Genomic DNA, 24,216 nt, shown 5'->3' on the forward strand with positions numbered 1-24,216 from the left:
CACTCGATTACAAACCTCTTGGGGCGATTAAACCGCCCCTGGTTTGAACGAATTTTAATCCGCAAAGGTCAACAGGCTCTAGTTTTTGGGTTAGGTTTTAAAAACACTGGCAGAGTTTTTTAATTGTGCAGCTAGTTCTTTCATATCCCGAGAGTAAGTTTGAACCTGTTCAATTTTAGCCATACTATTTTGTCCGGCCGATACCACTTCATTAATATTTTTGCTTAAATCTTCTGCAACAGTACTTTGCTCTGTAACTGCGCTCGATATATGGCTCGACATTTGGGTAATAGATCCAATAGCGTCAGAAATATTTGCAATAAGCTCGCTCGCTGCACTTGCTGCATTCATACTGTCTTGACTCATATTTTTGCTAAGCTGCATTACATTCACTGCAGACTGAGAGCCTTCTTGTAGCTTTTCAATAGTGGCATGAATTTCAGCGGTGCTTTTTTGCGTTCGGCTTGCTAAAGAACGAACTTCATCAGCAACTACGGCAAATCCTCGGCCTTGCTCACCCGCACGAGCGGCTTCAATAGCGGCGTTTAATGCCAGCAAATTTGTTTGCTCTGCAATAGCTTGAATAACGTCAAGTACCGACACAATTCCCTGAACTGACTCTTCAAGTTTACTAATAACTCTGGATGATTCATCAAGTTGACCGACTAAACTTTCAATGGAGTTGATAGAGCTTAAAAACGCCTCATGTACTTTTTGTGCATCTATATTAGCGGTTTCTGCAGAGCTTAAGGTGTGCTTGGCGTTGTTTTTTATTTCGGTTGCTGAGGATGCCATTTGCGTTATAGCTGTGGCTATTTGATCTGTTTCTGCTTGTTGAGAGGTTAAATAGTGCACCCCTTCTGCACTTAAAGTTGAAATGTTGCCAGCAACACTCAGTGAATCATCTACCGATAATTTAAAACCGTTTATTAGCGCTGCTATTTTATGCTCAAACTTATTAAACGAGGCGGCAAGTTGACCTATTTCGTCATCGCGTCTGACTATAATTTCTTGTGTTAAATCGCCATCACCACTGGCTATTGTTGCCATTTTCTCTGCTACTTCAGATAGCGGCTGTGCAACCAGTTTTTTAAAAATATAAACTAAAACAGCCCCTAAAATACTGGCAAGTAATACAACCTCAATAGCTGAAAATATTGCCAATTCGCTGAGTACTTTATCAATATGGCTATATTCAACGTAAAGACTAACAGAGCCTACTTTATTGGGCGTACCTGAATCATCAAAAATAAGCTCACTTTTTATAACAGACGGCGTTTTTGCACCGTCTGTTTCTGCAAAAACTTGTTCATTTGTATCATAGATTGTTATTTTTGAAATGTTTTCAGAAGCTACCTCAGCATTTATTAGCTTATTAGCGAGCTCTTCTTGAAAATTCCACATGGCATTGGGTAACGATAAACCAATACGTTCCTTAGCTAAGCTAATTTCAGTATCAAGTTTTTGCTTCAGTTGTGTGCTTTGGGTGGTGTAATCGTAAACTCCAAAGCATAACAGCACCAGTACCATAGCACTCAACGTGGTAACAACAAGCCTGAATAAAATTGAACGAGTCAAAGGATACCCTTACTTTAAATAGTTAGACATAATTGCATCAACATCTATTTTCTTTAATCCTTTATTGTAAATTTGTTGCCATTTTTGTCCTTCGGCATCATTTCTAAATGCAATATGTAAAGTTTTGGTTTCTAGCAAATTTGCATTCATCGCAATTTTGTCTTTTACGCCAGCCAACGAACTATCGGTATTAAGTAAATAATTTAATACGTTAGCATCAATAACGGCTGCATCTATTCTGCCAGCGGCCACTTTTTTAATATTTAGCACATCTGAAGGCACAGCATCACCTTTAATAGCGCCAGAGGCAATCATATCGTCAAGCTCTTTGGTGTTTACATAATCTTGTACTACACCAATGCGTTTACCTGCTAAATCGCTCACAGCTGAAAAGCTAACAGGTTTTGAATTATTTTGTACTAATCCGAGAGGGCCTGTTCCGGTTGGATCTGAAAACACAAAGTCAGATGTGTCGTGCATGTATTCAGGAAAGTAACCTACGTATTTAGAACCCGCTTGTGAGGCTGAGTTAACCGCTCGCGACCAAGGGAAAAAATCAACAACCAGTTCATGGCCTTCAGCTTTAAAGGCGGCTTTTGCGACCGCAACCGATGCGCCTTGCTGATCCAATGATTTAGCAGAGTAAGGTGGCCAATCTAGCGACGTTAGGTAAACCGTGTCGGCGGTGACTAGGTTCGAAAAACTAAGCAGTATAAATAAAAGTAATGTTTTCATATTTCGCCTTTAAAAGTTGAATGTTCCAAAGTGATTTCATGCATGCTAGACGTTTAAGTTGGTATTGCCATAATTAAATTTAGCGTAAGCTTCAGTTTAGTTATAGCCTGAGCTAACATCTTCGCCATGGAAGGTAAAGTGAGCTACACCTAGATTTATAGAATCGGTTTGATTAGTGAAATAACCTACATAACCCTCTGCTGTTATATTTTTACCTTCGCTAAAATCGATATTAGCCTCCCAAACAACAGCATTAAAACCTGTACTGTCAGTCCAATCAAAACTTGCGTGTAGTGTAGGGGCCGTTTGTGTTTGGTTAACGCTGTTAAATAGGTGAGCAGGTAAGAGAGTTGCCGTTGCTGAGGCAAATGTTGAGATAGAACATAGTAATAGAAAGCTAGGTATAAATTTCGTCATAACGTTTCAATACCGTTATTGTAATTAAACTTAGCTTAGTACAATATTTTTACTTTTGAAAAGTTGTTAGATGTTTTTATTTATAAAGGGTTAAGTGTTAGCGGTTGATCGTAGGCGCGAGGGGAGAGGCGCGAGGTGCGAGGCGCGAGGTGCGGGGTGCGAGGCGCGAGGCGCGAGGCGCGAGGCGCGAGGTCTAGGCCCGAAGCCCGACGCTCGTAACCCGCAACCCGAAGCCCGTAACATAAAGTGCGCGGCATAAAGCCCCGCCTACGCTTAACCCAAACACCGTGCTTGGCTTAATCCCTGCCTAGAACCTAGAACCTAGAACCTAGAACCTAGAACCTAGAACCTCGATGCCCGCCGCCCGAACTCTATTGCGCGTTTGGAAAACCAAGTTGACGCCAAGACTCATACACAAACACGGCAACAGCGTTAGATAAATTCATACTGCGGCTGTCGGCTTGCATAGGAATGCGTACGCGTTGTTCGTTAGGTAATGCTTGAATCATGTCATCTGGTAGGCCGCGTGTTTCAGGGCCAAACACTAAGCAGTCACCGGCTTGATACTGTGCTTGATGATGAAATTGGCTGCCTTTAGTCGTACATGCATACACTTTTTTAGGCTGGCATTTTTCCAGGTAAGCTTCAAATGAGGCATGGCGTTGAACATGGCTAAATTCATGGTAATCAAGGCCGGCACGTTTTACACGTTTATCATCCCATTCAAATCCTAGCGGTTCAATTAAGTGCAGTGCATAGCCTGTATTAGCACATAAACGAATGATATTTCCGGTGTTAGGTGGAATTTCAGGTTGGTATAAAACAATATCCAGCACAATAAGCCCTATAAAATCTTTAATTTAACAAGCGCAGTATACACGAACAATAAATAAAAACTGATATACTAAAAATATTAAATACACCATACAGCGAACAAAAACGTGCACAATCGCAGTTATGAATTTTGGGTTAAAGCCTCTAGCATAGTCACCATGCTCATGGTGAGTTTAATGATAGCGACCAAAGCATGGGCATGGCTTGCGTCGGGATCGGCCTCAATGCTCGGCTCACTGACTGATTCATTAATGGATATTACTGCAACGCTTATGAGTTTTTTAGTTTTATCGTATGCACTGCGCCCCGCAGATGACGACCACCGATTTGGTCACGGTAAAGCAGAGGCACTTGCAGGGCTTGCTCAAGCGGCGTTTATTGCAGGTTCGGGGTGTTTATTGGCATTTCATGGCATTGAGCGATTAATTAATCCAGTAGCGCTTAGCCACTCACTATTAGGCGTGTGGGTAAGTATTTTTGCCATAGCTTGTACATTAGTTGTTGTATTTTTTCAAAATAAAGTTATTAAACACACAGAATCAATTGCCATAAAAGCCGACTCAGTACACTACAAGGGCGATTTAATTTTAAACGCAGCGGTACTGCTTGCTATTTTACTGGCCTATTATGGTGTGCTATATGCCGATCCATTATTTGCCATTGGGGTCGCGGGTTATTTATTGTATAACAGCTGGGATATTGCCACCGAGAGTGCTTCGCATTTAATGGATAAAGAGCTGCCAGATGAAGAAAAACAAAGCATTTTTAAAATAGCTCAAGCACACGAAGATGTCCATGGCGTGCATGGTGTACGTACTCGACAGGGTGGTAAAGTTAAGTTTATTCAACTGCATTTAGAGCTTGATGACAACTTACCACTGATTCGCGCCCACAAAGTAGCAGACGAAGTAGAGTTGATGATTACTCAGCAATTTGAATCACAAGTTGATATTTTGATTCACCTCGATCCACTATCGGCTGGTCGTTAGCGACTCGCAAAATTTATACAGGCTAGTTAGCACGGGTTGGCGAATAGCATCGCGCTCAAAAAACAGCTCGTGTTTAGCTCCTTTAAACTCTTTTATTAGTGTATTTTTATGTCGGCTTGCTAGCTTATGCTGGGCTTGGTTATCGACCACCTGATCGTTTTCTGCACTGGCTATAAATAATGGGGTGGTGACAGAGAGTGTATCGAGTGCTTTAATAAATTGAAAGCTTGCATGTAACCAACCATAAGTTACACCACCTAATTGCAACAGTGGGGTGTGCTGATAAGTTGACCTAAACTGCTCATAGCGTATTTGGCTACCTGTTAAGGTATTTAGGGCAAACTCCTCAGGTAAGTAATCGCTTTGTCCTAGCGCATAACACCCAGAGAACCCCAGTAATGAAGCACCTGCCGCAATAAAGCGTGCCACAGGTTTAGGTATTCCATTTGTGTAAATATCAAACATAGGGGCTGATAAAAACGCACCACTAAAACTATGTTCATAACGGGCTAGGTAATCAACGGCAATCGCGCCGCCCATTGAGTGGCTAAGTAGCACTTTTTTACCCTGCCAGTGCTTATTAACCACCTCACTATTAAATTGATTAAGATCGCAGCTATAATCTTCAAACTGTTTTACATAGCCTTTGTGTGGGTTTTTTAATAATCGGTAAGAGCGCCCTTGCCCTTGGTGATCAACAATAAAAACTGCAAAATTATTACAGTAAAGCTCCCAAAGCAGCTCTTTGTATTTGTCGAGCCCTTCAATGCGTCCAGAGCTAATAACAATAGCGGTGTGGGCTTGTTGAGGTTTTGCATAAGCATAAAATAATTTACCGGCAGCCGTGTTTAAGTAAGCTTTTTTTAGCGTATTAATATAAAAATCGTTAATGGCTGATAAATTATTTTCAAGCTCGCTTTCTGTACTATAAAACATGGTTTCTCTTTTGTATTGGCAAGCTGACCTCAACGCATAGTCCGCCCAAGTCTTTATTTGATAAAGCTAAATCTCCGCCATGGGCAATCACCGCATTTTTTGCAATGGCTAATCCCAATCCTGTGCCGCCACTAACACGATCGCGAGCATCTGATTGCCTAAAAAATGGCTCACACAGTTTATCTAGTTGCGCTGCGGGAACGCCAGGGCCGTCATCACAAATTTGTATAGTGATAGTATCACTGTGTTTTAGGGTGATACTAATAGTATGTTGTGCATATTTAATTGCATTACGTAAAATATTTTCAAGTGCGCTGGCAATCAACATCTCGTCGCACTCTATATTTACCTGTGCATCACCTTGTATAAGTAACATTTTATTATGTTGTTTTGCTTCAAACTGAGCATCATTAATCACATGGTCAACAATTACTTGTAGCGACTGTGTTTGCAGCGATAAAGGCTGACTGTTAGCCTCTAAACGCGATACCTGCAACACATCTGCTATCATTTTATCTAGCTGATTGGCTTCTTTTTCAATGCGCAGTAAATAAGATTGACTGGCCTCACTCGCTTGCATTTGCGCCAGCCCTGTCGCCATTTTTAAACGTGTTAAAGGCGAGCGTAACTCATGAGATATATCGGCCAATAAACGTTTTTGAGCGCTTAGTAATTGCTCTAATTGGTCAGCCATACGATTAAAGTCGCGCCCTAAAATACCTAGTTCATCTTTGCGCTGACTGCTTATTGCTGCTCGCGCACTTAAGTCGCCACTAGAGAGCCTAATAGCCGCTTGTTTTAGGCTATTAATAGGAGCAATCAGATTACGACTAAATAAAAAACTCAAAGCAAGCGAAGCGATAACCGCGATAGAAATTTTTAGCCATGCAGGCAGTAATTTTAAGCGAATAAAAAGTGGACGCTTATGATTTATATCGATTTCATATAACTCAAACTCCCCTTGGGGCACACTAACGCGTACGGGGCCAAAAGCTTGATAGTATTCAGTAAAAATAACTTGTGGTGGCATGCCTTTAGTAAAGTTAAGTAAGCTTAAATCAATTGTATTGTCGATAGATTTACTTATAAACGTCGTATCCGAATTTTGCGAATTTAGATAAAGCATCTTACGCTTAGATAAGCGCGGGTGAGTAATAATATCGTTAATAGAGAGAGCGTGTTTATGTGCGCTACGCTCGATAACGCGCGAAAGGTATTCTAGGTTTTTAGCCATAGGCCCTTGCAATGGCTCATGACTAATAGCATTGATAAGCGAAATATTACTTAAAAAAAACAGCGCCGTGAAAGTACCAATAATAGTTAACCAAAACCAAGCAAATACTTTAAAAAACAAATAATGCTTTGGGTGCCTTAGCCAGCTAAAACGAGGTAATTTACTCTCCTTGGATAAAGACATACCCTGCACCTCGAATCGTTTTAATTTTTTCTCCTGCGCTGTGCTCAGCTATTTTTTTACGGATATTGCTTACATGCATATCAATAGAGCGGTCAAAAGACGCTAAACGTCTGCCTAGTACGTCTTCGCTTATTTGTTCTTTGCTTATAACATCAGGGGCATGTTTTACCAATAAAGCCAATATTTCGTATTCTGTGCCGGTTAATGTCAACGTGGTGTCATTGACACTCGCTTCACGCGCCGAAAAGTTAATGGTAATACCATTTAAACAGCGCTTTTTATTGCTATTGCTTACACTGTTAATATGTTCAATGCGGCGGGTAATAGCCTTAACGCGGGCAAGAAGTTCACGGTGGTTAAACGGTTTTGCAATATAATCATCAGCGCCAAGCTCTAAACCAAAAATACGATCAAAGTCTTCGCCTTTAGCGGTAAGCATAATCACCGGCGTTAATTTACTTTGCCTAAGCTGTTTGAGTACCTCAAAACCGTCTATAGAGGGCAGCATAACGTCTAGCAGTATAAGCGCATAATCGTTTTGTAAGGCAAGCTCTAAACCTTGTTGGCCATCATGTGCGGTTTGTATACTAAAGCCTTGTGCGCTTAGGTACTCGCTTAATAACTCACATAAACCAGTGTCATCATCAATCATTAATAATTTCATACATAAAGCCTTACCCGCTGTTTTATAGCTTTATTTTACGCGTTAAATGCATCAAAAGTGAATCTTTACATAACCTTTACACTGCTTTGCGTTACTTTGCATTGAGCCAGTTATAGTGAACTTACTGGCTTAACAGCCACAACCAACCCAAAATTAAGGTAATCATTATGACTAAAATAAACACGCTATCAAAATTAGTACTTATTTGTGGCTTAACAGTAGCAACGCTCAGTGCGGGCAGCGCACTTGCAAAAGGTGATGGCCATAAACAAGGCTACTCTCAAGCACGCTTTTTACTCTCTGAGCGAGCTGCAGATAAACTGGCGCTTACGCAAGATCAACAAACACAATTAAAAGCGATTTTTACAGCGCAAAAAATGCAAGTTAAAGCGCTAAGAAGCCAAGACAAAGACGCGCGTAAGGCACAGCGCCAAGCTTATAAAGCGCAGATGGATACGTTATTGTCAGCGCCAAACTTTGACGAAAATGCAGCAAAAGAGTTATTAACCGCGCGCCAAGATAAGAAGCAGCAATTGGGGTTAATTAAATTGAAAACCCAGCATCAAGTAATGCAACTGCTTAACGCTGAGCAAAAAGAAAAGTTAGCTAAAATACAGCATCGCCGCAGGTAGAGGTTCGAGGTTCTAGGTTCGAGGTGCTAGGCTCGAGGTGCGAGGTCCGCAACCCGAAGCCCGCTGATCGAAGCTAGTCGCCCGAAGCCCCGCCTTGTATCTACAGAATATTTTGAACCACAGAGGGAGCAGAGGCGCTTTGCGCTCCACAGAGAGAAGAGCATTTATTGTCACTTTCTCTGTGTGCTCTGCGCCTCTGTGGTAGATAAATTACCTAAAACCTAATACTGACGCGGGGTAAACCCGCTGCTACAGGTATAAAAAACCTTGCTATGTTAACTGCAAGGTTTTTAAATTTCTCGAACCTCGAACCTCGAACCTCGAACCTCGAACCTCGAACCTCGAACCTCGAACCCTTAAAAATCACTTAAAAAAGTCATCTTCATTTTTTGCCAGCATGGCTTCAATGTCTTCAATCATATCTTGATTGAACTCATCGGCCGAGGTGAGTGGTGCTGAAATTTTATTATTTTCAAACGACCATTCACCTAAATCAATAAGTTGGCAACGCTTTGAACAAAAAGGGCGGTGCGGGCTTTGTGCTGACCATTCTACTTTTGCTTTGCAGGTTGGACAGTTTACAATTGTTGGCATATGCATCTCTTAAAAAATGGGGTAAATTAGATTAACTAAAAACTAGTAACACGATTAATTTCAGCAAGCGAGGTCACACCTTCTGCGGCTTTACGAATACCCGATAAGCGTAAATTGTTATACCCAGCTTTAAGTGCCACATCAGCAATTTCTAATGAGTTACCACCGCGCATTATAATTTGCGCAATGTCAGGCGTAATTTTCATTACTTCGTAAATACCAACCCGACCTTTGTAGCCATCGGTACAGTTTTCACAGCCTTTAGGTGCGTATAAAACCATGTCTTGAATTTGTTGTTCGTTAAAGCCTTGGCGTATCAGCTCTTCGCGAGGTAACTGCTCTGGCGTTTTGCATTTAGAGCATAATCTTCGGGCTAAACGCTGAGCTATAATTAAACTAATAGAACTGGCAACATTGTATGCGGGCACACCCATATTTAACAAACGGGTAATGGTTTCAGGGGCGGAGTTAGTATGCAGTGTCGATAACACCAAGTGACCCGTTTGCGCCGCTTTAATTGATATTTCTGCGGTTTCTAAATCACGTATTTCACCTACCATCACCACATCGGGGTCTTGACGTAAAAACGCCCGAAGTGCATTGGCAAAGGTCATGTCGGCTTTAGTATTTATTTGTACTTGGTTAATCCCTTCAAGGTTAATTTCTACCGGATCTTCAGCGGTACTAATATTACGCTCGGGCTGATTAAGTATATTTAAACCGGTATACAAAGAGACCGTTTTACCCGAGCCAGTTGGGCCGGTAACGAGTATCATGCCTTGAGGTTGCTCTAGCGCATCAAGGTAGAGTTTTTTCTGTTCGGGTTCATAACCTAAAACATCAATGCCCAACATCGCACTGGATGAATCCAGAATACGCATTACAATTTTTTCGCCCCACAGAGTCGGCATAGTACTTACACGAAAATCAATACTTTTACGCTCAGTCACCTTAAGCTTTATCCGGCCATCTTGTGGTTTACGTTTTTCTGCAATATCAAGGCGCGACATAACTTTTATTCGCGCCGATAGCTTAGTGGCCAATGTATTGGGTGGGCTAGCAACTTCGTGCAAAATACCGTCTATTCGAAACCGAATACGGTATTTGTGTTCATAGGGCTCAAAGTGCAAATCTGAAGCGCCTTTTTTTATTGCATCCATTAAAATTTTATTAATGTAGACAATAATAGGAGCGTCGTCTTTATCGTCGTCTTTGGGAGTGTGCTCTTTGTGTTGTTCAGAATCAAGCTCAGCAAATTCTTTAAATTCATCGTCGCTTAAATTTAAACTGCCTGCGGCATCAAGTAACTGCTCAATTTTATGGTCAAGCTGTAGGTAGTCAACCACCACCACTTCGCATGATAAACCGGTGCTAAATTCAAAGTTCTCAAAAGCACCAAAATCGGTAGGATCTGAGGCCGCAATATACACTTTTCTGCCTTTTTGTACTAATGGCAAAATATGGTGTTTGCGGATCAGTTTTTCTTTAACCAGCTCAGCGGGTATTTGTGCAACATTAAAATCTTTTAAATCAAAAAAAGGCACTCTAAACAGGTCAATACATTGCTGTGCTAAGTCTTTACTGTCTATTTTACCGCATTTAGCAATGAGCTCAGCGGTTGAGCTAAACTCTTGTTGCCTCGTTTTTATGGTGTCGGTATCAAGCCGGCCGAGGGTAATAAATTTTCTTAATAACGGTGAGTTAATATTCATTGCGCACCTGGTTCAGTCCTTTATTAGTCAGTAATTTATCAGAAAAAAGAAAGGAATACATTAATAGTCATAGTGAAGACTTTGCTAGCTGCAAATAATACTGGTGTAGCTTTAATAAGTCTTGCTTTACATCATTTAACTGGCGATTATTATTTAAAATATCATCCGCTTTTTGTTGCTTATTCTCACGCGCCATTTGTGCGCTAATAATCTGTTTTGCTTGTTCAATGCTAATATTGTCGCGCTTTATTGTTCGTGCTATTTGCACTTCTTTAGGAACGTCTATTAATAAAGTACGATGGCAATAGCCATCAAGCCCATTTTCAAATAATAAGGGCGCCACTAATACCACATAGTCGCTTTGCGCACGTTTTAAATCGTCAATAAGTTGTGTGCGTATTAAAGGGTGCAGCAGGGCATTAAGCCATGATTTTTGCTCAGTGTTACTAAAAATGCGTGCTCGCAACTCGCTGCGGTTTAAAGCGCCATGTTGATCGAGTATTTCACTGCCAAAATGCGCAATAATCGCCTTTAGGCCAACAGTGCCGGGCTCAACCACCTGGCGAGCAACAATGTCAGCGTCTACAATTGTAATACCCAGCTCAGCGAGCATATCACTTACTGCGGTTTTACCACAGCCAATGCCCCCTGTGAGCCCCAGTACCCAATTAGTTTTAGGGTGTTGTGTATTACTCATAATTAATAGCCAATAAAGTTAAAATAGCTGTTTTGCAACTGAGTGCCCCACAGCATAGTGATCCAACCGGCTATTGCTAAATAAGGGCCAAACGGAATCGGGGTGGCTTTATCTTTACCTTGAATGCTCAGCAGAGTAATGCCAATTACAGCGCCCACTACGCTTGAGAGTAAAATAATAGTTAATAGCGACTGCCAACCCAGCAAAGCACCAAATACGGCAAGTAATTTAAAGTCGCCATAACCCATGCCTTCTTTACCAGTGAGTAATTTAAACAGCCAATACACACTCCATAAGCTTAAATAACCACACGCCGCGCCAACAATGGCATCGCTAGGGGCAATAGTGTAACCCATTACCGAGGCAATAAGCGCTAACCACACAAGCGGTAAAGTGAGCTGATCGGGCAGTAGCATATGGTCAATATCAATAAAAGTGAGCGCCACTAATACCCAAGTAATAGCAACATATAATAAAGCCTGCTCTGTTGCGCCAAAGGTATAAGCAACCACTAAACTTAAAATAGCGGTAATGGCCTCAACAAGGGGGTAGCGCACTGATATTGGGTTATCGCAGGTTGCGCATTTACCTTTTAAAAACAGCCAACTAATAATAGGGATGTTTTGCCATGGTTTAATTGCCGCTTTGCACTTAGGGCAGCATGAGTTGGGTTTAACTAAGTTAAACGTATCTGTAGTGTGTGCCGGTGCGTGTTTGTTTTTTTCGCTGTTTAGTTCATCGGCTAATAATAAGCGGCATTCAGTTTGCCATTGTTGTTGCATCATCAGCGGCAAGCGGTATATCACTACATTTAAAAAACTTCCCACACAGAGGCTGACCAGCCCTATAGTTAATAAATAAAACCACGACTGGCTTTGCATTACATCTATTACAGTTTGCATTAAATGACCTAAAAATAATTATTCCACCTTGATAATACAGTGGTTTTAGACAAGAACCAAAAAATGAGCTGATAAATAGAGTAATGTTAAGTTGATTGATCGGTATAGGAAAAACCATTTTGCATAAAGAGAAGCGAATGAGAAGTAAATGAGCAGGCATTAAATAACATAATATTTTAGTAATTAAATATTACTCCTCTAAAGCGCAGCGTACTCTTAACCTCTTTGTGAATAACTTACTAGGTATTGTATTGACTAGTGTTTAATACTATTTTGCCGAAGCCCGAAGCCCGAAGCCCGAAGCCCGAAGCCCGAAGCCCGAAGCCCGAAGCTAAATAACCGAACCTAGTTGGAATATAGGTAAGTACATGGCTACAATTAATCCACCCACTAATACACCGAGTACCGCCATTATTAACGGCTCTAATAGGCTTGATAAGCCATCTACGGCGTCATCCACCTCTTGCTCGTAAATGGTGGCAACTTTTGCCAGCATGCCATCAAGGGATCCTGACTCTTCACCAATGGCAACCATTTGTATTACCATATCGGGGAATATTTTAGAGTTGCGCATTGCCCAGTTCATTTGGTTACCTGAACTTACCTCGGCTTTTATTTCTAAAATAGCGTAACGGTAAACCGCGTTACCAGAGGCACCGGCAGCAGAGTCTAGCGCATCCACCAATGGTACACCCGCAGCAAAAGTGGTGGATAAAGTACGGGCATAACGTGCCACCGCTGCTTTATTGAGTATCATGCCAATAACTGGGAGCTTGAGTATAGCGCGGTCAGTGGCATCACGAAGTTTTAAGCTTCTTAAATGGGCTTCTTTAAATAAATAACCAAACGCAACAATACCAATAAGTGCTATCCACCAGTTTGCTTGCATAAACTCAGAAATAGCAATAACAAACAAAGTAAAAGCAGGGAGCTCGGCGCCAAAGCCGGCAAAAATATCCTGAAATTGCGGAACTACAAAAATAAGTAAAATAGAGGTTACAATCAGCGCGACTACCAATACCGCAATCGGGTAAAACATGGCTTTTTTAATTTTAGACTTTAACGCTTCTGACTTTTCTTTATAAAGGGCTACGCGGTCAAATATTTTATCTAAAGCGCCTGATTGCTCGCCCGAGGCGACTAAGTCGCAATATAAATCATCAAAATAGCGGGGGTATTTTCTAAGAGCGGTTGATAGCGGCTGCCCGGCTTTTACTTCATCACCAATAGCGCCCATTAACTTACTCACGCTTTTATTGGTAGAGCCTGAACCTATCATCTCAATTGATTGAATTAGCGGCACACCCGCCATCAGCATAGTCGCAATTTGCCGAGTAACTAACGCAATATCTTTTGGGGTGATTTTTTGTGTACTTTGTATGCCAAACAAAGGCTTAGCTTTACGCTTTACTTTAGAGGGAGTAATACCTTGTTTACGTAATTGCGCTTTAACCAGCGAAATACTTGAGCCCGATAATTCGCCTTCAAGCTTTTTGCCGCGGGCACTCACACCAACCCATTGAAAGGTATCTAAGCTTTTATCTTGTTGTTTTTTAGCCATAGGTGCTCTCAAGCCAATTAAAAAGGTAGCAAAAAAGCTACCTTTTTTATTACGTGATATTAAACTTAACTGCCAGTTTCATTGTGACAAGAGCTAGGTACGTACTTATTTTTTGTCGCAGCATCAATAGAACATGTCCAATTGATTTCACCTGCAGGAATAGTTCCGCTTTCAAGTGCTGTAGTGCCTGTTTTAGGTGTCATTGTTAATGCTACTGAACCTGCTTTTGCAGTTGATGTCACTGTTATGACACCTGTATCACTAGCAACTTCAACGATACCACAGTTGTCTGTAGCTGCGTTTGCGTTAAAGCCAGAATTAAATGCAGCACCTTCAGAAGCATTCATTGCTACTGTAGTTTTAGCGGCACTTGCGAGATTCACACATTCTGATACTCGAGCTTTAACGGTATAATCCTGATAAGCAGGTAGTGCTACTGCTGCTAAAATACCGATGATTGCTACTACAATCATTAATTCGATTAGGGTAAAACCCTTTTGACTTTGTTGTGTCATTTTTTCCATGTTCCTCTCCTAAAGGATAATGTTGTGGTAAGCCAAACGGGTATAAGTTTTTAAATTATAACTTATGTGTTCACTTAACCGGTTACTACAAAAAATTATGTTGCCACAATGTGCGTTAACACTATGGGTAGCCGTTACTTTAAAACTTTAAAGCTATGACCCAAAAAAAGTTATGACCCAAAAATAACGCACTGCATGGCGGTTATTCGTTAATTTATCACTTAATAAGTATAAACCTAACTATTACACATTAGTTATAACTCATGTAAGTGACAAACTGATTATAAAAATAAACTTAATTGCTTATTTAAATTCTGTATTATTTTAAGCAAACTGGTTATATCTCGCTATCTGAAATTAGTCTGCTTAAATAAGTTTACCACCGTTTATAGCACTTTTGTATGTTAAAACCAGATAAACTTTGGATTAATTTAATAATTTGTTGCAAATACTTACACTGAATTATTTAATGCTGTTTTTTAAAGTCTGTCAACTAATTAGCGCAAAGAATAGCTAAAGAATACATATGTTATTTACTCAAATCGCATTGATAAATCGATTGATTGTAAATTTTTTGTAAGCGCGCCGCTTGATATAAAATCAACCCCTGCTTGCGAATAGGCTTTAAGTGTTTCTAAGGTCATATTGCCCGACACCTCAAGCTTTGCGCGTTTATTAGTTAAAACCACGGCTTGGCGTATTTGTTCAACACTAAAGTTGTCGAGCATTATAATGTCGGCACCGGCACTAATAGCTTGATCTAGCTCAATAAGTGATTCAACTTCAACTTCTATGGGTTTATCGGCATGATTAAGTTTAGCTTGCGCTACCGCGTTATTAATTCCACCACAGGCGGCTATGTGGTTTTCTTTAATTAAGAATGCGTCAAACAAACCAATACGGTGGTTAGCACCGCCGCCACATTTAACCGCGTATTTTTGCAGCGCCCTAAGCCCAGGAATGGTTTTACGGGTATCGAGTAGTTGCGTGGTGGTGCCGCTAAGCTCTTTTACATAATGGGCGGTGGTAGTGGCTGTGCCAGAAAGTGTTTGCACAAAGTTAAGTGCAGTACGCTCGGCGGTTAAAATAGCACGAGCAGAGCCCGAGGCAGTAAATAAGGTGCTATTGGCGCTAACATGGTCGCCATCGTTTACGCATACAGTAACCACTACATTGGGGTCAACTTGTTTAAACACTTCAATAATAAGATCTTTACCACAAAAAACGCAGTCTTCACGGGTGATCACCTTAGCGTTAGCTTGCTCTGTTTCAGGAATAAGCTGTGCGGTGATATCGCCCTGCGCAGCACTTTGATAATTTAGGTCTTCATCGAGGGCAAGTTTAACCAGTTGGCTTAAAAGGCTGTGTGGGATAGACATTATAAAAGCTCATTATAATTAGGAAATTGCACAAATTTTACATGGTTTGAAAGTGAAAGAGAAGGCTGAAGCTATAAGTTTGATTAGGTTCTAGAGCGTGAGGTTCGGGCGACGGGCTTCGGGGGCGGGTTACGAGCTGCGGGCTTCGAGCAACGGGCTTCGAGCTACGAGCGAGCGACGGGCCTAGAGACTCGAATTAATCACTCGGGCTCATGGTTATTGTTTTCTCATTTACTCCTCATTCACTTCTCTTTGTGCGAAAAGATCTTGAAGAGATTTTATTTACCACAGAGGGGGCAGAGCACACAGAGAAAATGATTAAAGACATGTTTTATTTGCTTTGTCTTCTCTGTGTAGCGCGAAGCGCCTCGGTGTACTCTGTGGTTCAAAATTATTTTGTAGGCGGGGCTTTATGCCGCGTTTTTTTAAAGGTGCGAGGTTTTAGGTGCGAGGCAGAGATTAAGCCAAGCGCGGTGTTTGGGTTAAGTCAATTCTGCGCGAGGTAAACTCCCGCCTACGGTTAACCACGGTGTTTAATTATTTTGTAGGCGGGGCTTTATGCCGCGCACTTTTGTTTTGGGTTACGGGCGACGAACCCCGAACCTAAAGCCTAGAACCTCGCCCCTACCATTTTACACAAAGATCAATTAGCATCGGGTTATGTGACTTTTAAATGATACAGTATGAACATAGATTCTTCTGGGGTTATAAGTACTATGGTGCAGCGCGCATGTAACCATTTTGACGAGCGACCCGCTCACAGTGATATTTCGCTGTTGGTTATTCATAATATTTCGTTACCGGCAGGGCAGTTTAATACCCCGTATGTTGATGATTTATTTATGGGAAATATTGATTGTAATGCGCACCCTAGCTTTACTGATTTAGCGGGGCTTAGGGTGTCGGCGCATTGCTTTATTAAACGCTGCGGTGAGATTATTCAATATGTGCCTTTTGAAAAACGCGCATGGCATGCGGGGCGTTCTAGCTTTGCTGGGCAACAAAATTGTAATGATTTTAGTATAGGTATAGAGCTTGAGGGTACAGATACAACCCATTACACCGATGCGCAATATCAAAGTTTGGCGACACTGGCGCATGCTATTATGCAGCGCTATCCAAAAATAACAGCCAGTAATATAGTCGGGCATTGCGATATAGCCCCTGGGCGAAAAACCGACCCTGGCGCAAGTTTTAACTGGCAAGCGTTTTTTAAATTCATTGAGCAACTAAGTTAAGCGAGTAACAACATGATTTTGGTTTCAATAATAATTGCATTAATACTTGAGCGTTTAGGTGCTCGCTCTGCCCATTGGCAAATTAGCTATTACGCGAACGGCTATTTAACGCGCTCTGTTAATTTATTAACTAATAAAGGTTTATTTGGCACCGCAACAGGGTTTTTAATTTGGTTATTACTACCGGTTGTTGCTGTTGGGGGGATATATTTTTTATCTGACTTTGCACTGTGGCAGCTTATTTTTAATGTGGCGGTGTTACTGGCCTGTTTTGGGTGTGCTAAACAACGTGCTTTGTATAAGTCGTACTTAAACGCTGTAACCCGAGGGGATCAAACCGCGGCCTCTTTATATGCGCTGCAATTAGGGCAAAAACGCACCGAGGAACAACAAGGCGGCGAAACCTTTGGACAAACGTTGGCTTGGGTTAACTTTAGATTTTATTGTGCGGTTATATTTTGGTTTGTGGTAATGGGCGTTGCTGGAGCTGTTTTTTATGCATTGGTGCGCACTTTTGCTGACTTAGTAAGTGATAATCGTGACGAAGTAATAGCCAAACACTTTAAGCTTATTCACCGTTTATTGTTTTGGCTTGATTGGCTCCCAGCGCGTATAACCAGCTTTGGCTATTTAGTTATTGGTAACTTTAATAAAGGTACGAGTTGTTGGCTGCAATATGTATTTGATTTTAAAAGTCCTAATCGAAAGGTGGTTACTTACACAGCTCTAGCCGCTGAACAAGTTGAAGAGCGCTACTATGGTTGCACCTTTGAAGCCACCTGTATGATAAAACTGGTTAAGCGAAATGTACTTTTTTACTTAGTATTAATTGCCTTGATGACTTTATTTGGTGGATTAAGTTAAAGGGCTGGGGTTAGGTTTTAGGTTCTAGGCACTAGGGTTTACTTTTGCTTCTCATTTACTCTCATTGTCTCCTCTTTGTGTAAAAAGATCTAAGTGATTTATTCACAAAGAGGTTAAGAGGCGCTCCGCTTTAGAGGTAAAGACAGGTATTAGGAAATAAAGATTCTAGAATTAGGGCTTACTTCATTTTGGCTTCTCATTTACCCTCATTATTTTCTCTTTGTGTAATAGTTTTTAAGTAATTTATTTACCACAGAGAATGCAGAGCACACAGAGTAAGTGACAATCAATGGTTGTTCCCTCTGTGTAGCGCGAAGCGCCTCTGTGCCCTCTGTGGTTCAAAAAATAAATATTAGATCTCTGGCTTTAGGTTCTAGGTTCAGGGATCACTTCATTTTGGCTTCTCATTTACCCCCATTATTTTCTCTTTGTGTAATAGTTTTTAAGTAATTTATTTACCACAGAGAATGCTGAGTACACAGAGGAAGTGACAATCAATGGTTGTTCCCTCTTTGGTTCAGAAATAAATATATTTGGTGTTTGGTTTTAGGTTCTAGGCAAAGATTAAACTAAGCATAGTGTTGGGTTAATCGTAGGCGGGCTTTATGCCGCGCACTTTACGCTTTTTGTGACGGGCTAAGAGCTGCGGGCTTAAAACCTTTAACCTTTAACCTTTAACCTAAACATGCGCGAGGTAAACTCCCGCCTACAATGTAAAAACATGTTTGCAAAAGGCACTACGTTTTATCCTATTGCCGAACCCCGAACCCCGAACCCCGAACCCCGAACCCCGAACCCCGAACCCCGAACCCCGAACCCCGAACATGACTGGTCTGACCATTTATTTTTAATATTATTCTCCTTTCATTCTTTGTCACTATCTGTGTATTATTTGAACTTTGTTTAAATTACGTTACGCTGGCTTTAGGGCTTTAAAACTGCTGTAAATTGACAGCAATTACGGTTTTTGATAACGTATGGCAAAATTTGGTATGACCAATTTACCTTTTGGTCAGGTCATTCAGTTAAAAGCCTTATTTAATGGGCTGCTAGCACTTATACAACGCGGACGTTGATTGATGTCTTTAAAAATTAAAGCGGCAAAATTATCTGATGTTATTTTACAACAACTTGAGAACATGATTCTTGAGGGGTCGTTAGCACCAGGAGAAAAGTTACCACCGGAGCGTGAACTCGCTAAGCAATTTGAAGTGTCGCGTCCGTCGTTGCGTGAAGCCATTCAAAAGCTAGAGGCAAAAGGGCTCGTAACCCGTCGTCAAGGTGGTGGAACGTATGTAAAAAATCAACTCGAAGAAGGGCTCACTGATCCGTTGTTTGATTTGATCAGTAAACACCCCGAATCGCAATTTGATTTATTAGAATTTCGTCATGCGCTAGAGGGAATTGCGGCTTATTACGCAGCACTTCGCGGAACAAGCAATGATTTTGCAAAAGTAAAACAAAGCTTTGATCAGATTGCATTAGCTAAAGATGAATTAAAGCAAAAAGCCAAAGCGATTAATGACTTTCACTTTTGCATCGCTGAGGCGTCTCACAACGTAGTGTTACTGCATTTAGTAAGAGGGATGCAAAGCTTACTTGAGCAGAATGTTTTACAAAATTTAACGGTGTTACTTAAAAAGTCAGATATAAGCAGCCAATTAGCCGAGCACAGGCGTTTATTAATGGATGCGGTTATTGACGGTAATCCTGAACAAGCTCGCTTAGCGAGTAATGCGCATTTAGCCTATATTGAAGAAGCATTGCTTGAAGCGGGTAAAGAGCATTCGCGAATTGAACGTAGTTTAAGGCGCACCAAACAAAATTAAGCAAGTACATTCACTGTTAACTTTATTTAACAGTGAAGTATTCAATACATAAAATTAGTATTTTAAACATAAGGAAACCTCCATATGTCTGAAGTCAATAAAATTGACGTAGACGCGCTAGAAACACAAGAGTGGTTACAAGCTCTTGAATCGGTTGTGCGCGAAGAAGGTGTTGAACGAGCTCAGTTTTTACTTGAGCAAGTGTTAGAGCAAGCCCGCTTAGACGGTGTTGATATGCCAACAGGCATTAACACAAACTACGTTAATACGATCCCGGTTGATCAAGAGCCTGCTTACCCAGGTGATGTAAATCTTGAGCGCCGTATTCGTTCAATTATTCGTTGGAACGCGATTATGATTGTATTGCGTGCATCGAAAAAAGATCTCGACTTAGGCGGCCATATGGCGTCTTACCAATCGTCTGCTGCATTTTATGAAGTGTGTTTTAACCATTTCTTTAAAGCGCCAAATGACGTTGATGGTGGCGATTTAGTTTATTACCAAGGTCATATTTCTCCGGGGATTTATGCCCGCGCATTTGTTGAGGGGCGTTTAAGCGCTGAGCAACTTGATAATTTCCGTCAGGAAGTAGATGGTAAAGGCTTACCTTCTTACCCTCACCCTAAATTAATGCCTGAGTTTTGGCAGTTCCCAACGGTATCTATGGGCTTAGGTCCAATTTCTTCAATTTACCAAGCACGATTCTTAAAATACTTAGATGGCCGTGGCTTAAAAGACACTAAAAACCAACGTGTATACGCGTTTTTAGGTGACGGTGAAATGGATGAGCCAGAATCACGTGGTGCTATCTCTTTCGCTGCCCGTGAAAAGCTAGACAACCTATGCTACCTAATTAACTGTAACTTACAGCGCCTAGACGGCCCAGTAATGGGTAACGGTAAAATCATTCAAGAGCTAGAGGGCTTATTTAAAGGTGCTGGCTGGAATGTTATTAAACTTGTTTGGGGTAGCGGTTGGGATATTCTGCTTGCTAAAGACACCACAGGTAAATTACTACAGTTAATGAACGAAACTGTTGATGGCGATTACCAAACATATAAAGCGAAAGATGGCGCGTACGTACGTGAGCATTTCTTTGGTCGTTACCCAGAAACAGCGGCACTTGTTGCTGATATGACCGATGAAGAAATTTTTGCGCTCAAACGCGGCGGTCATGAGCCTTCAAAACTGTTTGCTGCATTTAAAAAGGCAGAAGAGACGAAAGGTCGTCCAACGGTGATCTTAGCTAAAACAGTAAAAGGTTACGGCATGGGTGAAGCGGCTGAAGGTAAAAACATTGCGCACCAAGTTAAGAAAATGGATATGTCGCATGTGGCTCACTTACGCTCACGCTTGGGCTTAGATGATTTAGTATCAGAAGAGCAATTAAAAGAGCTACCTTACTTAGAGCTTGAAAAAGACTCACCTGAGTACAAGTACCTGCATGCTCGTCGTGAGGCGCTACAAGGTTACACGCCAACACGTATTGCTAAGTTCTCTGAAAAATTACAGTTACCAGAAGTCGATGCATTTAAGCCATTACTTGAAGAGCAAAAGCGTGATATTTCTACCACTATGGGCTTTGTACGTGCGCTTAATATCTTATTAAAAGATAAAGGCATTGGTAAAAACATTGTGCCAATTATTGCCGATGAAGCACGTACCTTTGGTATGGAAGGTTTATTCCGTCAAATCGGTATTTACAACCCACATGGCCAAAACTACACCCCTCAAGACCGTGATATTGTTTCTTACTACAAAGAAGCAACCTCAGGACAAGTACTACAAGAAGGGATTAACGAGCTAGGTGCAATGTCGTCATGGGTTGCTGCTGCAACATCTTACAGCACCAACGACTTACCGATGATCCCATTCTACATTTACTACTCTATGTTTGGTTTCCAACGTGTTGGTGACATGGCGTGGATGGCAGGGGATCAACAAGCACGTGGCTTCTTATTAGGTGCTACGGCGGGTCGTACAACGCTAAATGGCGAAGGCTTACAGCACGAAGATGGCCATAGCCACATTCTTGCAAACACGGTACCTAACTGTATTTCTTACGATCCTACTTATGCATTTGAAGTAGCGGTTATTGTGCAAGACGGTATTCGTCGTATGTACGGTGAAGATCAAGAAAACATTTACTACTACCTAACGTTAATGAACGAAAACTACCATCAGCCAGCAATGCCTGAAGGTGCTGAAGAAGGTATTCGTAAAGGTATCTATAAGCTAGAAAGCTACGAAGGTAAAAAAGCCAACGTACAGCTATTAAGCTCAGGTACTATCATGACTGAAGTGCGTAAAGCGGCGACAATTTTAAGTGAAGAGTTTGGTATTGCGTCTGATGTTTACTCAGTAACATCATTCAATGAACTTACCCGTGATGGACAAGATGTTGAACGTTTCAACATGCTTAATCCACAAAGCGAGCAAAAAACGCCGTACATTACTAGCGTATTAAACGACTCAGTAACCGTTGCTGCAACGGATTACATGAAAAACTACGCAGAACAAGCGCGTTCATTTATCCCAAGCAGTAACTACAAAGTATTGGGTACAGATGGTTACGGTCGTTCTGACAGCCGTGAAAACCTTCGTCGTCACTTTGAAGTTAACGCAAGTTACGTGGTAGTTGCGACATTATCTGAACTTGCTAAACGTGGTGAAGTTGAAAAGTCAGTGGTTGTTGAAGCAATTAAAAAGTTCAACATCGACACAAACAAACTAAATCCACTGTACGCATAAGAGGTTTGCAATGAGTATTGAAATTAAAGTCCCCGATATTGGCGGTGATGACGTTGAAGTAACCGAAATTTTAGTAAGTGTTGGCGACAAAGTTGAAGTTGATCAATCATTACTAACGGTCGAAGGCGATAAAGCATCAATGGAAGTACCTGCTGAGCAAGCGGGTACGGTAAAAGAAATTAAAGTAAATGTGGGTGATACAGTGACCACAGGTACTTTAGTATTCCTATTTGAAGGTGAAGCACAAGACGCGGGCGCTGATTCTAAAAAAGCGCAAAAAACCGAAGAAGCAGCACCTGCTGCATCATCGGGCTCGTCAACGAAAGAAGTGACTGTGCCAGATATTGGCGATGACGAAGTTGAAGTGACTGAAGTGATGGTTGCGGTTGGCGATAGCGTAGAAGAAGAGCAATCTATCTTAAACGTTGAAGGCGATAAAGCCGCCATGGAAGTACCAGCACCCTTTGCTGGCACCGTAAAAGAAATTAAAGTAAATACTGGTGACAAAGTGAAAACGGGCTCATTAGTGTTTGTTTTTGAAGTCGCTGGTGGTGATACAGCCAGTGCACCTGCAAGTGATTCAAAAACGCAAGAAAAGCCTGCTGAAAAAGCTGCTTCATCTAAAGCGTCAGAATCAAGCACAAAAGAAGTTAGCGTACCGGATATTGGTGATGACGAAGTTGAAGTAACCGAAGTCATGGTTGCGGTTGGCGATAGCGTAGAAGAAGAGCAATCTATCTTAAACGTTGAAGGCGATAAAGCTGCTATGGAAGTACCAGCACCGTTTGCAGGTACTGTAAAAGAAATTAAAGTGGCAACAGGCGATAAAGTTAAAACGGGTTCCCTGATTTTTGTATTTGAAGTGGCGGGTAGCACGCCAAGTGACGCGCCTGCAAAACAAGACGAGTCAAAAGCTGAGTCTAAAGCAGAATCTAAGCCAGCAGCTCAAGCAGAGTCAAAACCAACTGCTGCGCCTGAAAAAGCAAGTGCTGAGAGCTTTGAAAACAATAGCGCTTATGCGCATGCATCGCCAGTTGTTCGTCGTTTAGCACGTGAGTTTGGTATTAATCTTGCGAACGTAAAAGGCACGGGCCGTAAAAACCGTGTTGTTAAAGAAGACGTGCAAAACTATGTTAAGCAACTGGTTAAGCAAGTTGAGTCTGGTCAAGTACCAGCAGCTAAAGGCAATGCGGGTGGCGGTGAGCTTGGTTTAATTCCATGGCCAAAAGTTGATTTTGCTAAGTTTGGTGAAATAGAAGAGAAAAAACTCTCTCGTATTCAAAAGCTATCAGGTAAAAACTTACACCGTAACTGGGTACAAATCCCACATGTTACGCAGTTTGATGAAGCGGATATCACGAGCCTTGAGCAGTTCCGTAAAGAGCAAAACGCGCTTAACGAGAAGAAAAAGCTCGGTGTTAAAATTACGCCATTGGTGTTTGTAATGAAAGCAGCAGCTAAAGCGCTTGCTGAGTTTCCTACATTTAACTCGTCGCTTTCTGAGGATGGCGAAAGCTTAATTCTTAAAAAGTACATCAACATTGGTGTAGCGGTTGATACCCCGAATGGTTTAGTTGTGCCAGTGTTCAAAGATGTTGATAAAAAAGGCATTATTGAACTCTCTCGTGAACTAATGGAAGTATCTGTTAAAGCGCGTGATGGCAAGTTAAGTTCATCAGATATGCAAGGTGGTTGTTTTACTATTTCAAGCCTAGGTGGTATTGGCGGTACGGCATTTACGCCGATTGTTAATGCGCCTGAGGTGGCTATTTTAGGTGTGTCTAAATCTGAAATGAAGCCTAAGTGGAATGGTAAAGAGTTTGAGCCTAAGCTAATGGTTCCACTTTCAATGTCTTACGACCATAGAGTGATTGACGGTGCACTTGCTGCACGCTTTACTGTTACTCTTGCAAGTTACATGAGTGATATACGTCAGTTAGTGATGTGATCACTTCAGAGTGAA

At 41.4% G+C, this 24,216-nt stretch carries 21 protein-coding genes; 7 read left to right on the forward strand and 14 right to left on the reverse strand.

The window, feature by feature from the left end:
* Window positions 1–90 precede the first annotated feature (90 nt).
* The 4 genes from KG708_RS13230 to trmL all read right to left on the reverse strand — a co-directional run bounded on the left by KG708_RS13230 (window position 91) and on the right by trmL (window position 3,566).
* Window positions 91–1,578 (reverse strand): methyl-accepting chemotaxis protein, encoded by a 1,488-nt coding sequence (locus KG708_RS13230; protein WP_213610475.1) that lies wholly within the window; start codon window positions 1,576–1,578, stop codon window positions 91–93.
* A 9-nt stretch (window positions 1,579–1,587) separates the two neighbouring features.
* A complete protein-coding gene (locus tag KG708_RS13235) occupies window positions 1,588–2,313 on the reverse strand; it encodes an ABC transporter substrate-binding protein (protein WP_213610477.1) in 726 nt (241 codons plus the stop codon).
* Between the two features lie 96 nt (window positions 2,314–2,409).
* On the reverse strand, window positions 2,410–2,730 hold the full coding sequence (locus tag KG708_RS13240) for a TorF family putative porin (RefSeq protein WP_213610479.1): 321 nt from the start codon (window positions 2,728–2,730) through the stop codon (window positions 2,410–2,412).
* A gap of 371 nt (window positions 2,731–3,101) precedes the next feature.
* Window positions 3,102–3,566 (reverse strand): tRNA (uridine(34)/cytosine(34)/5-carboxymethylaminomethyluridine(34)-2'-O)-methyltransferase TrmL, encoded by a 465-nt coding sequence (trmL, locus tag KG708_RS13245; RefSeq protein WP_213610481.1) that lies wholly within the window; start codon window positions 3,564–3,566, stop codon window positions 3,102–3,104.
* Between the two features lie 156 nt (window positions 3,567–3,722).
* On the opposite strand from trmL, the gene KG708_RS13250 reads away from it, so the two are divergent.
* On the forward strand, window positions 3,723–4,553 hold the full coding sequence (locus KG708_RS13250) for a cation diffusion facilitator family transporter (RefSeq protein ID WP_213611093.1): 831 nt from the start codon (window positions 3,723–3,725) through the stop codon (window positions 4,551–4,553).
* On the opposite strand, the gene KG708_RS13255 is transcribed toward KG708_RS13250, so the two are convergent.
* Genes KG708_RS13255 through KG708_RS13265 form a run of 3 tightly spaced genes read right to left on the reverse strand, consistent with a single transcriptional unit; the run spans window position 4,536 to window position 7,570 of the window.
* Window positions 4,536–5,489: an alpha/beta fold hydrolase gene (locus tag KG708_RS13255; protein WP_213610484.1), complete on the reverse strand. Its 954-nt coding sequence runs from the start codon at window positions 5,487–5,489 to the stop codon at window positions 4,536–4,538. The two genes, KG708_RS13250 and KG708_RS13255, sit on opposite strands and share 18 nt — an antisense overlap.
* Window positions 5,479–6,906, reverse strand: coding sequence for an ATP-binding protein (locus KG708_RS13260; RefSeq protein WP_213610486.1), 1,428 nt, complete (start codon window positions 6,904–6,906; stop codon window positions 5,479–5,481). Before KG708_RS13260 ends, KG708_RS13255 begins: the two co-directional genes overlap by 11 nt.
* A complete protein-coding gene (locus KG708_RS13265; RefSeq protein WP_213610488.1) occupies window positions 6,884–7,570 on the reverse strand; it encodes a response regulator transcription factor in 687 nt (228 codons plus the stop codon). Before KG708_RS13265 ends, KG708_RS13260 begins: the two co-directional genes overlap by 23 nt.
* Window positions 7,571–7,737: 167 nt before the next feature.
* On the opposite strand from KG708_RS13265, the gene KG708_RS13270 reads away from it, so the two are divergent.
* Window positions 7,738–8,202: a Spy/CpxP family protein refolding chaperone gene (locus tag KG708_RS13270; protein WP_213610490.1), complete on the forward strand. Its 465-nt coding sequence runs from the start codon at window positions 7,738–7,740 to the stop codon at window positions 8,200–8,202.
* A 363-nt stretch (window positions 8,203–8,565) separates the two neighbouring features.
* On the opposite strand, the gene yacG is transcribed toward KG708_RS13270, so the two are convergent.
* From yacG to nadC, 7 genes are all read right to left on the reverse strand, one after another.
* Window positions 8,566–8,796, reverse strand: coding sequence for a DNA gyrase inhibitor YacG (gene yacG, locus KG708_RS13275; RefSeq protein WP_213610492.1), 231 nt, complete (start codon window positions 8,794–8,796; stop codon window positions 8,566–8,568).
* Between the two features lie 35 nt (window positions 8,797–8,831).
* Window positions 8,832–10,508: a type IV-A pilus assembly ATPase PilB gene (pilB, locus tag KG708_RS13280; protein ID WP_213610494.1), complete on the reverse strand. Its 1,677-nt coding sequence runs from the start codon at window positions 10,506–10,508 to the stop codon at window positions 8,832–8,834.
* Window positions 10,509–10,575: 67 nt separating this feature from the next.
* Window positions 10,576–11,205, reverse strand: coding sequence for a dephospho-CoA kinase (gene coaE / locus KG708_RS13285; protein WP_213610496.1), 630 nt, complete (start codon window positions 11,203–11,205; stop codon window positions 10,576–10,578).
* A 2-nt stretch (window positions 11,206–11,207) separates the two neighbouring features.
* A complete protein-coding gene (locus KG708_RS13290) occupies window positions 11,208–12,107 on the reverse strand; it encodes an A24 family peptidase (RefSeq protein ID WP_213610498.1) in 900 nt (299 codons plus the stop codon).
* A 331-nt stretch (window positions 12,108–12,438) separates the two neighbouring features.
* Window positions 12,439–13,668 (reverse strand): type II secretion system F family protein, encoded by a 1,230-nt coding sequence (locus KG708_RS13295; protein WP_213610500.1) that lies wholly within the window; start codon window positions 13,666–13,668, stop codon window positions 12,439–12,441.
* Between the two features lie 65 nt (window positions 13,669–13,733).
* A complete protein-coding gene (locus KG708_RS13300) occupies window positions 13,734–14,183 on the reverse strand; it encodes a pilin (protein WP_213611095.1) in 450 nt (149 codons plus the stop codon).
* A 542-nt stretch (window positions 14,184–14,725) separates the two neighbouring features.
* Window positions 14,726–15,571 (reverse strand): carboxylating nicotinate-nucleotide diphosphorylase, encoded by an 846-nt coding sequence (gene nadC, locus KG708_RS13305; protein WP_213610502.1) that lies wholly within the window; start codon window positions 15,569–15,571, stop codon window positions 14,726–14,728.
* Window positions 15,572–16,254: 683 nt separating this feature from the next.
* Here nadC and ampD point away from each other — a divergent pair.
* From ampD to aceF, 5 genes are all read left to right on the forward strand, one after another.
* Window positions 16,255–16,809: a 1,6-anhydro-N-acetylmuramyl-L-alanine amidase AmpD gene (gene ampD / locus KG708_RS13310; RefSeq protein ID WP_213610504.1), complete on the forward strand. Its 555-nt coding sequence runs from the start codon at window positions 16,255–16,257 to the stop codon at window positions 16,807–16,809.
* A 12-nt stretch (window positions 16,810–16,821) separates the two neighbouring features.
* The gene (gene ampE, locus KG708_RS13315; protein WP_213610506.1) at window positions 16,822–17,673 is read left to right on the forward strand and encodes a beta-lactamase regulator AmpE; all 852 of its coding nucleotides are present in this window, start codon (window positions 16,822–16,824) and stop codon (window positions 17,671–17,673) included.
* Window positions 17,674–18,752: 1,079 nt separating this feature from the next.
* Window positions 18,753–19,502 (forward strand): pyruvate dehydrogenase complex transcriptional repressor PdhR, encoded by a 750-nt coding sequence (gene pdhR / locus KG708_RS13320; protein ID WP_008114937.1) that lies wholly within the window; start codon window positions 18,753–18,755, stop codon window positions 19,500–19,502.
* 84 nt (window positions 19,503–19,586) lie between these two features.
* Window positions 19,587–22,253 carry a pyruvate dehydrogenase (acetyl-transferring), homodimeric type gene (gene aceE / locus KG708_RS13325; protein ID WP_213610508.1) on the forward strand — a complete coding sequence of 889 codons (2,667 nt, stop codon included), beginning with the start codon at window positions 19,587–19,589 and terminating at the stop codon, window positions 22,251–22,253.
* A 10-nt stretch (window positions 22,254–22,263) separates the two neighbouring features.
* Entirely contained in the window at window positions 22,264–24,201 is a 1,938-nt protein-coding gene (gene aceF, locus KG708_RS13330) for a pyruvate dehydrogenase complex dihydrolipoyllysine-residue acetyltransferase (protein WP_213610510.1), read from the forward strand.
* The last annotated feature ends 15 nt before the right edge of the window (window positions 24,202–24,216 follow it).

It is taken from the genome of Pseudoalteromonas sp. (assembly GCF_018402495.1).
Lineage (GTDB): Bacteria > Pseudomonadota > Gammaproteobacteria > Enterobacterales > Alteromonadaceae > Pseudoalteromonas.

Bases quoted from the DNA above. Each gene is read 5' to 3' on its own strand.
- KG708_RS13265 (WP_213610488.1), bottom strand. From the start codon at position 7,570: ATGAAATTATTAATGATTGATGATGACACTGGTTTATGTGAGTTATTA.
- ampD (WP_213610504.1), top strand. From the start codon at position 16,255: ATGAACATAGATTCTTCTGGGGTTATAAGTACTATGGTGCAGCGCGCA.
- KG708_RS13240 (WP_213610479.1), bottom strand. From the start codon at position 2,730: ATGACGAAATTTATACCTAGCTTTCTATTACTATGTTCTATCTCAACA.
- nadC (WP_213610502.1), bottom strand. From the start codon at position 15,571: ATGTCTATCCCACACAGCCTTTTAAGCCAACTGGTTAAACTTGCCCTC.
- KG708_RS13295 (WP_213610500.1), bottom strand. From the start codon at position 13,668: ATGGCTAAAAAACAACAAGATAAAAGCTTAGATACCTTTCAATGGGTT.
- pilB (WP_213610494.1), bottom strand. From the start codon at position 10,508: ATGAATATTAACTCACCGTTATTAAGAAAATTTATTACCCTCGGCCGG.
- KG708_RS13260 (WP_213610486.1), bottom strand. From the start codon at position 6,906: ATGTCTTTATCCAAGGAGAGTAAATTACCTCGTTTTAGCTGGCTAAGG.
- coaE (WP_213610496.1), bottom strand. From the start codon at position 11,205: ATGAGTAATACACAACACCCTAAAACTAATTGGGTACTGGGGCTCACA.
- KG708_RS13270 (WP_213610490.1), top strand. From the start codon at position 7,738: ATGACTAAAATAAACACGCTATCAAAATTAGTACTTATTTGTGGCTTA.
- KG708_RS13250 (WP_213611093.1), top strand. From the start codon at position 3,723: ATGCTCATGGTGAGTTTAATGATAGCGACCAAAGCATGGGCATGGCTT.
- KG708_RS13235 (WP_213610477.1), bottom strand. From the start codon at position 2,313: ATGAAAACATTACTTTTATTTATACTGCTTAGTTTTTCGAACCTAGTC.
- KG708_RS13290 (WP_213610498.1), bottom strand. From the start codon at position 12,107: ATGCAAACTGTAATAGATGTAATGCAAAGCCAGTCGTGGTTTTATTTA.
- aceE (WP_213610508.1), top strand. From the start codon at position 19,587: ATGTCTGAAGTCAATAAAATTGACGTAGACGCGCTAGAAACACAAGAG.
- yacG (WP_213610492.1), bottom strand. From the start codon at position 8,796: ATGCCAACAATTGTAAACTGTCCAACCTGCAAAGCAAAAGTAGAATGG.
- ampE (WP_213610506.1), top strand. From the start codon at position 16,822: ATGATTTTGGTTTCAATAATAATTGCATTAATACTTGAGCGTTTAGGT.
- KG708_RS13300 (WP_213611095.1), bottom strand. From the start codon at position 14,183: ATGACACAACAAAGTCAAAAGGGTTTTACCCTAATCGAATTAATGATT.
- aceF (WP_213610510.1), top strand. From the start codon at position 22,264: ATGAGTATTGAAATTAAAGTCCCCGATATTGGCGGTGATGACGTTGAA.
- KG708_RS13255 (WP_213610484.1), bottom strand. From the start codon at position 5,489: ATGTTTTATAGTACAGAAAGCGAGCTTGAAAATAATTTATCAGCCATT.
- pdhR (WP_008114937.1), top strand. From the start codon at position 18,753: ATGTCTTTAAAAATTAAAGCGGCAAAATTATCTGATGTTATTTTACAA.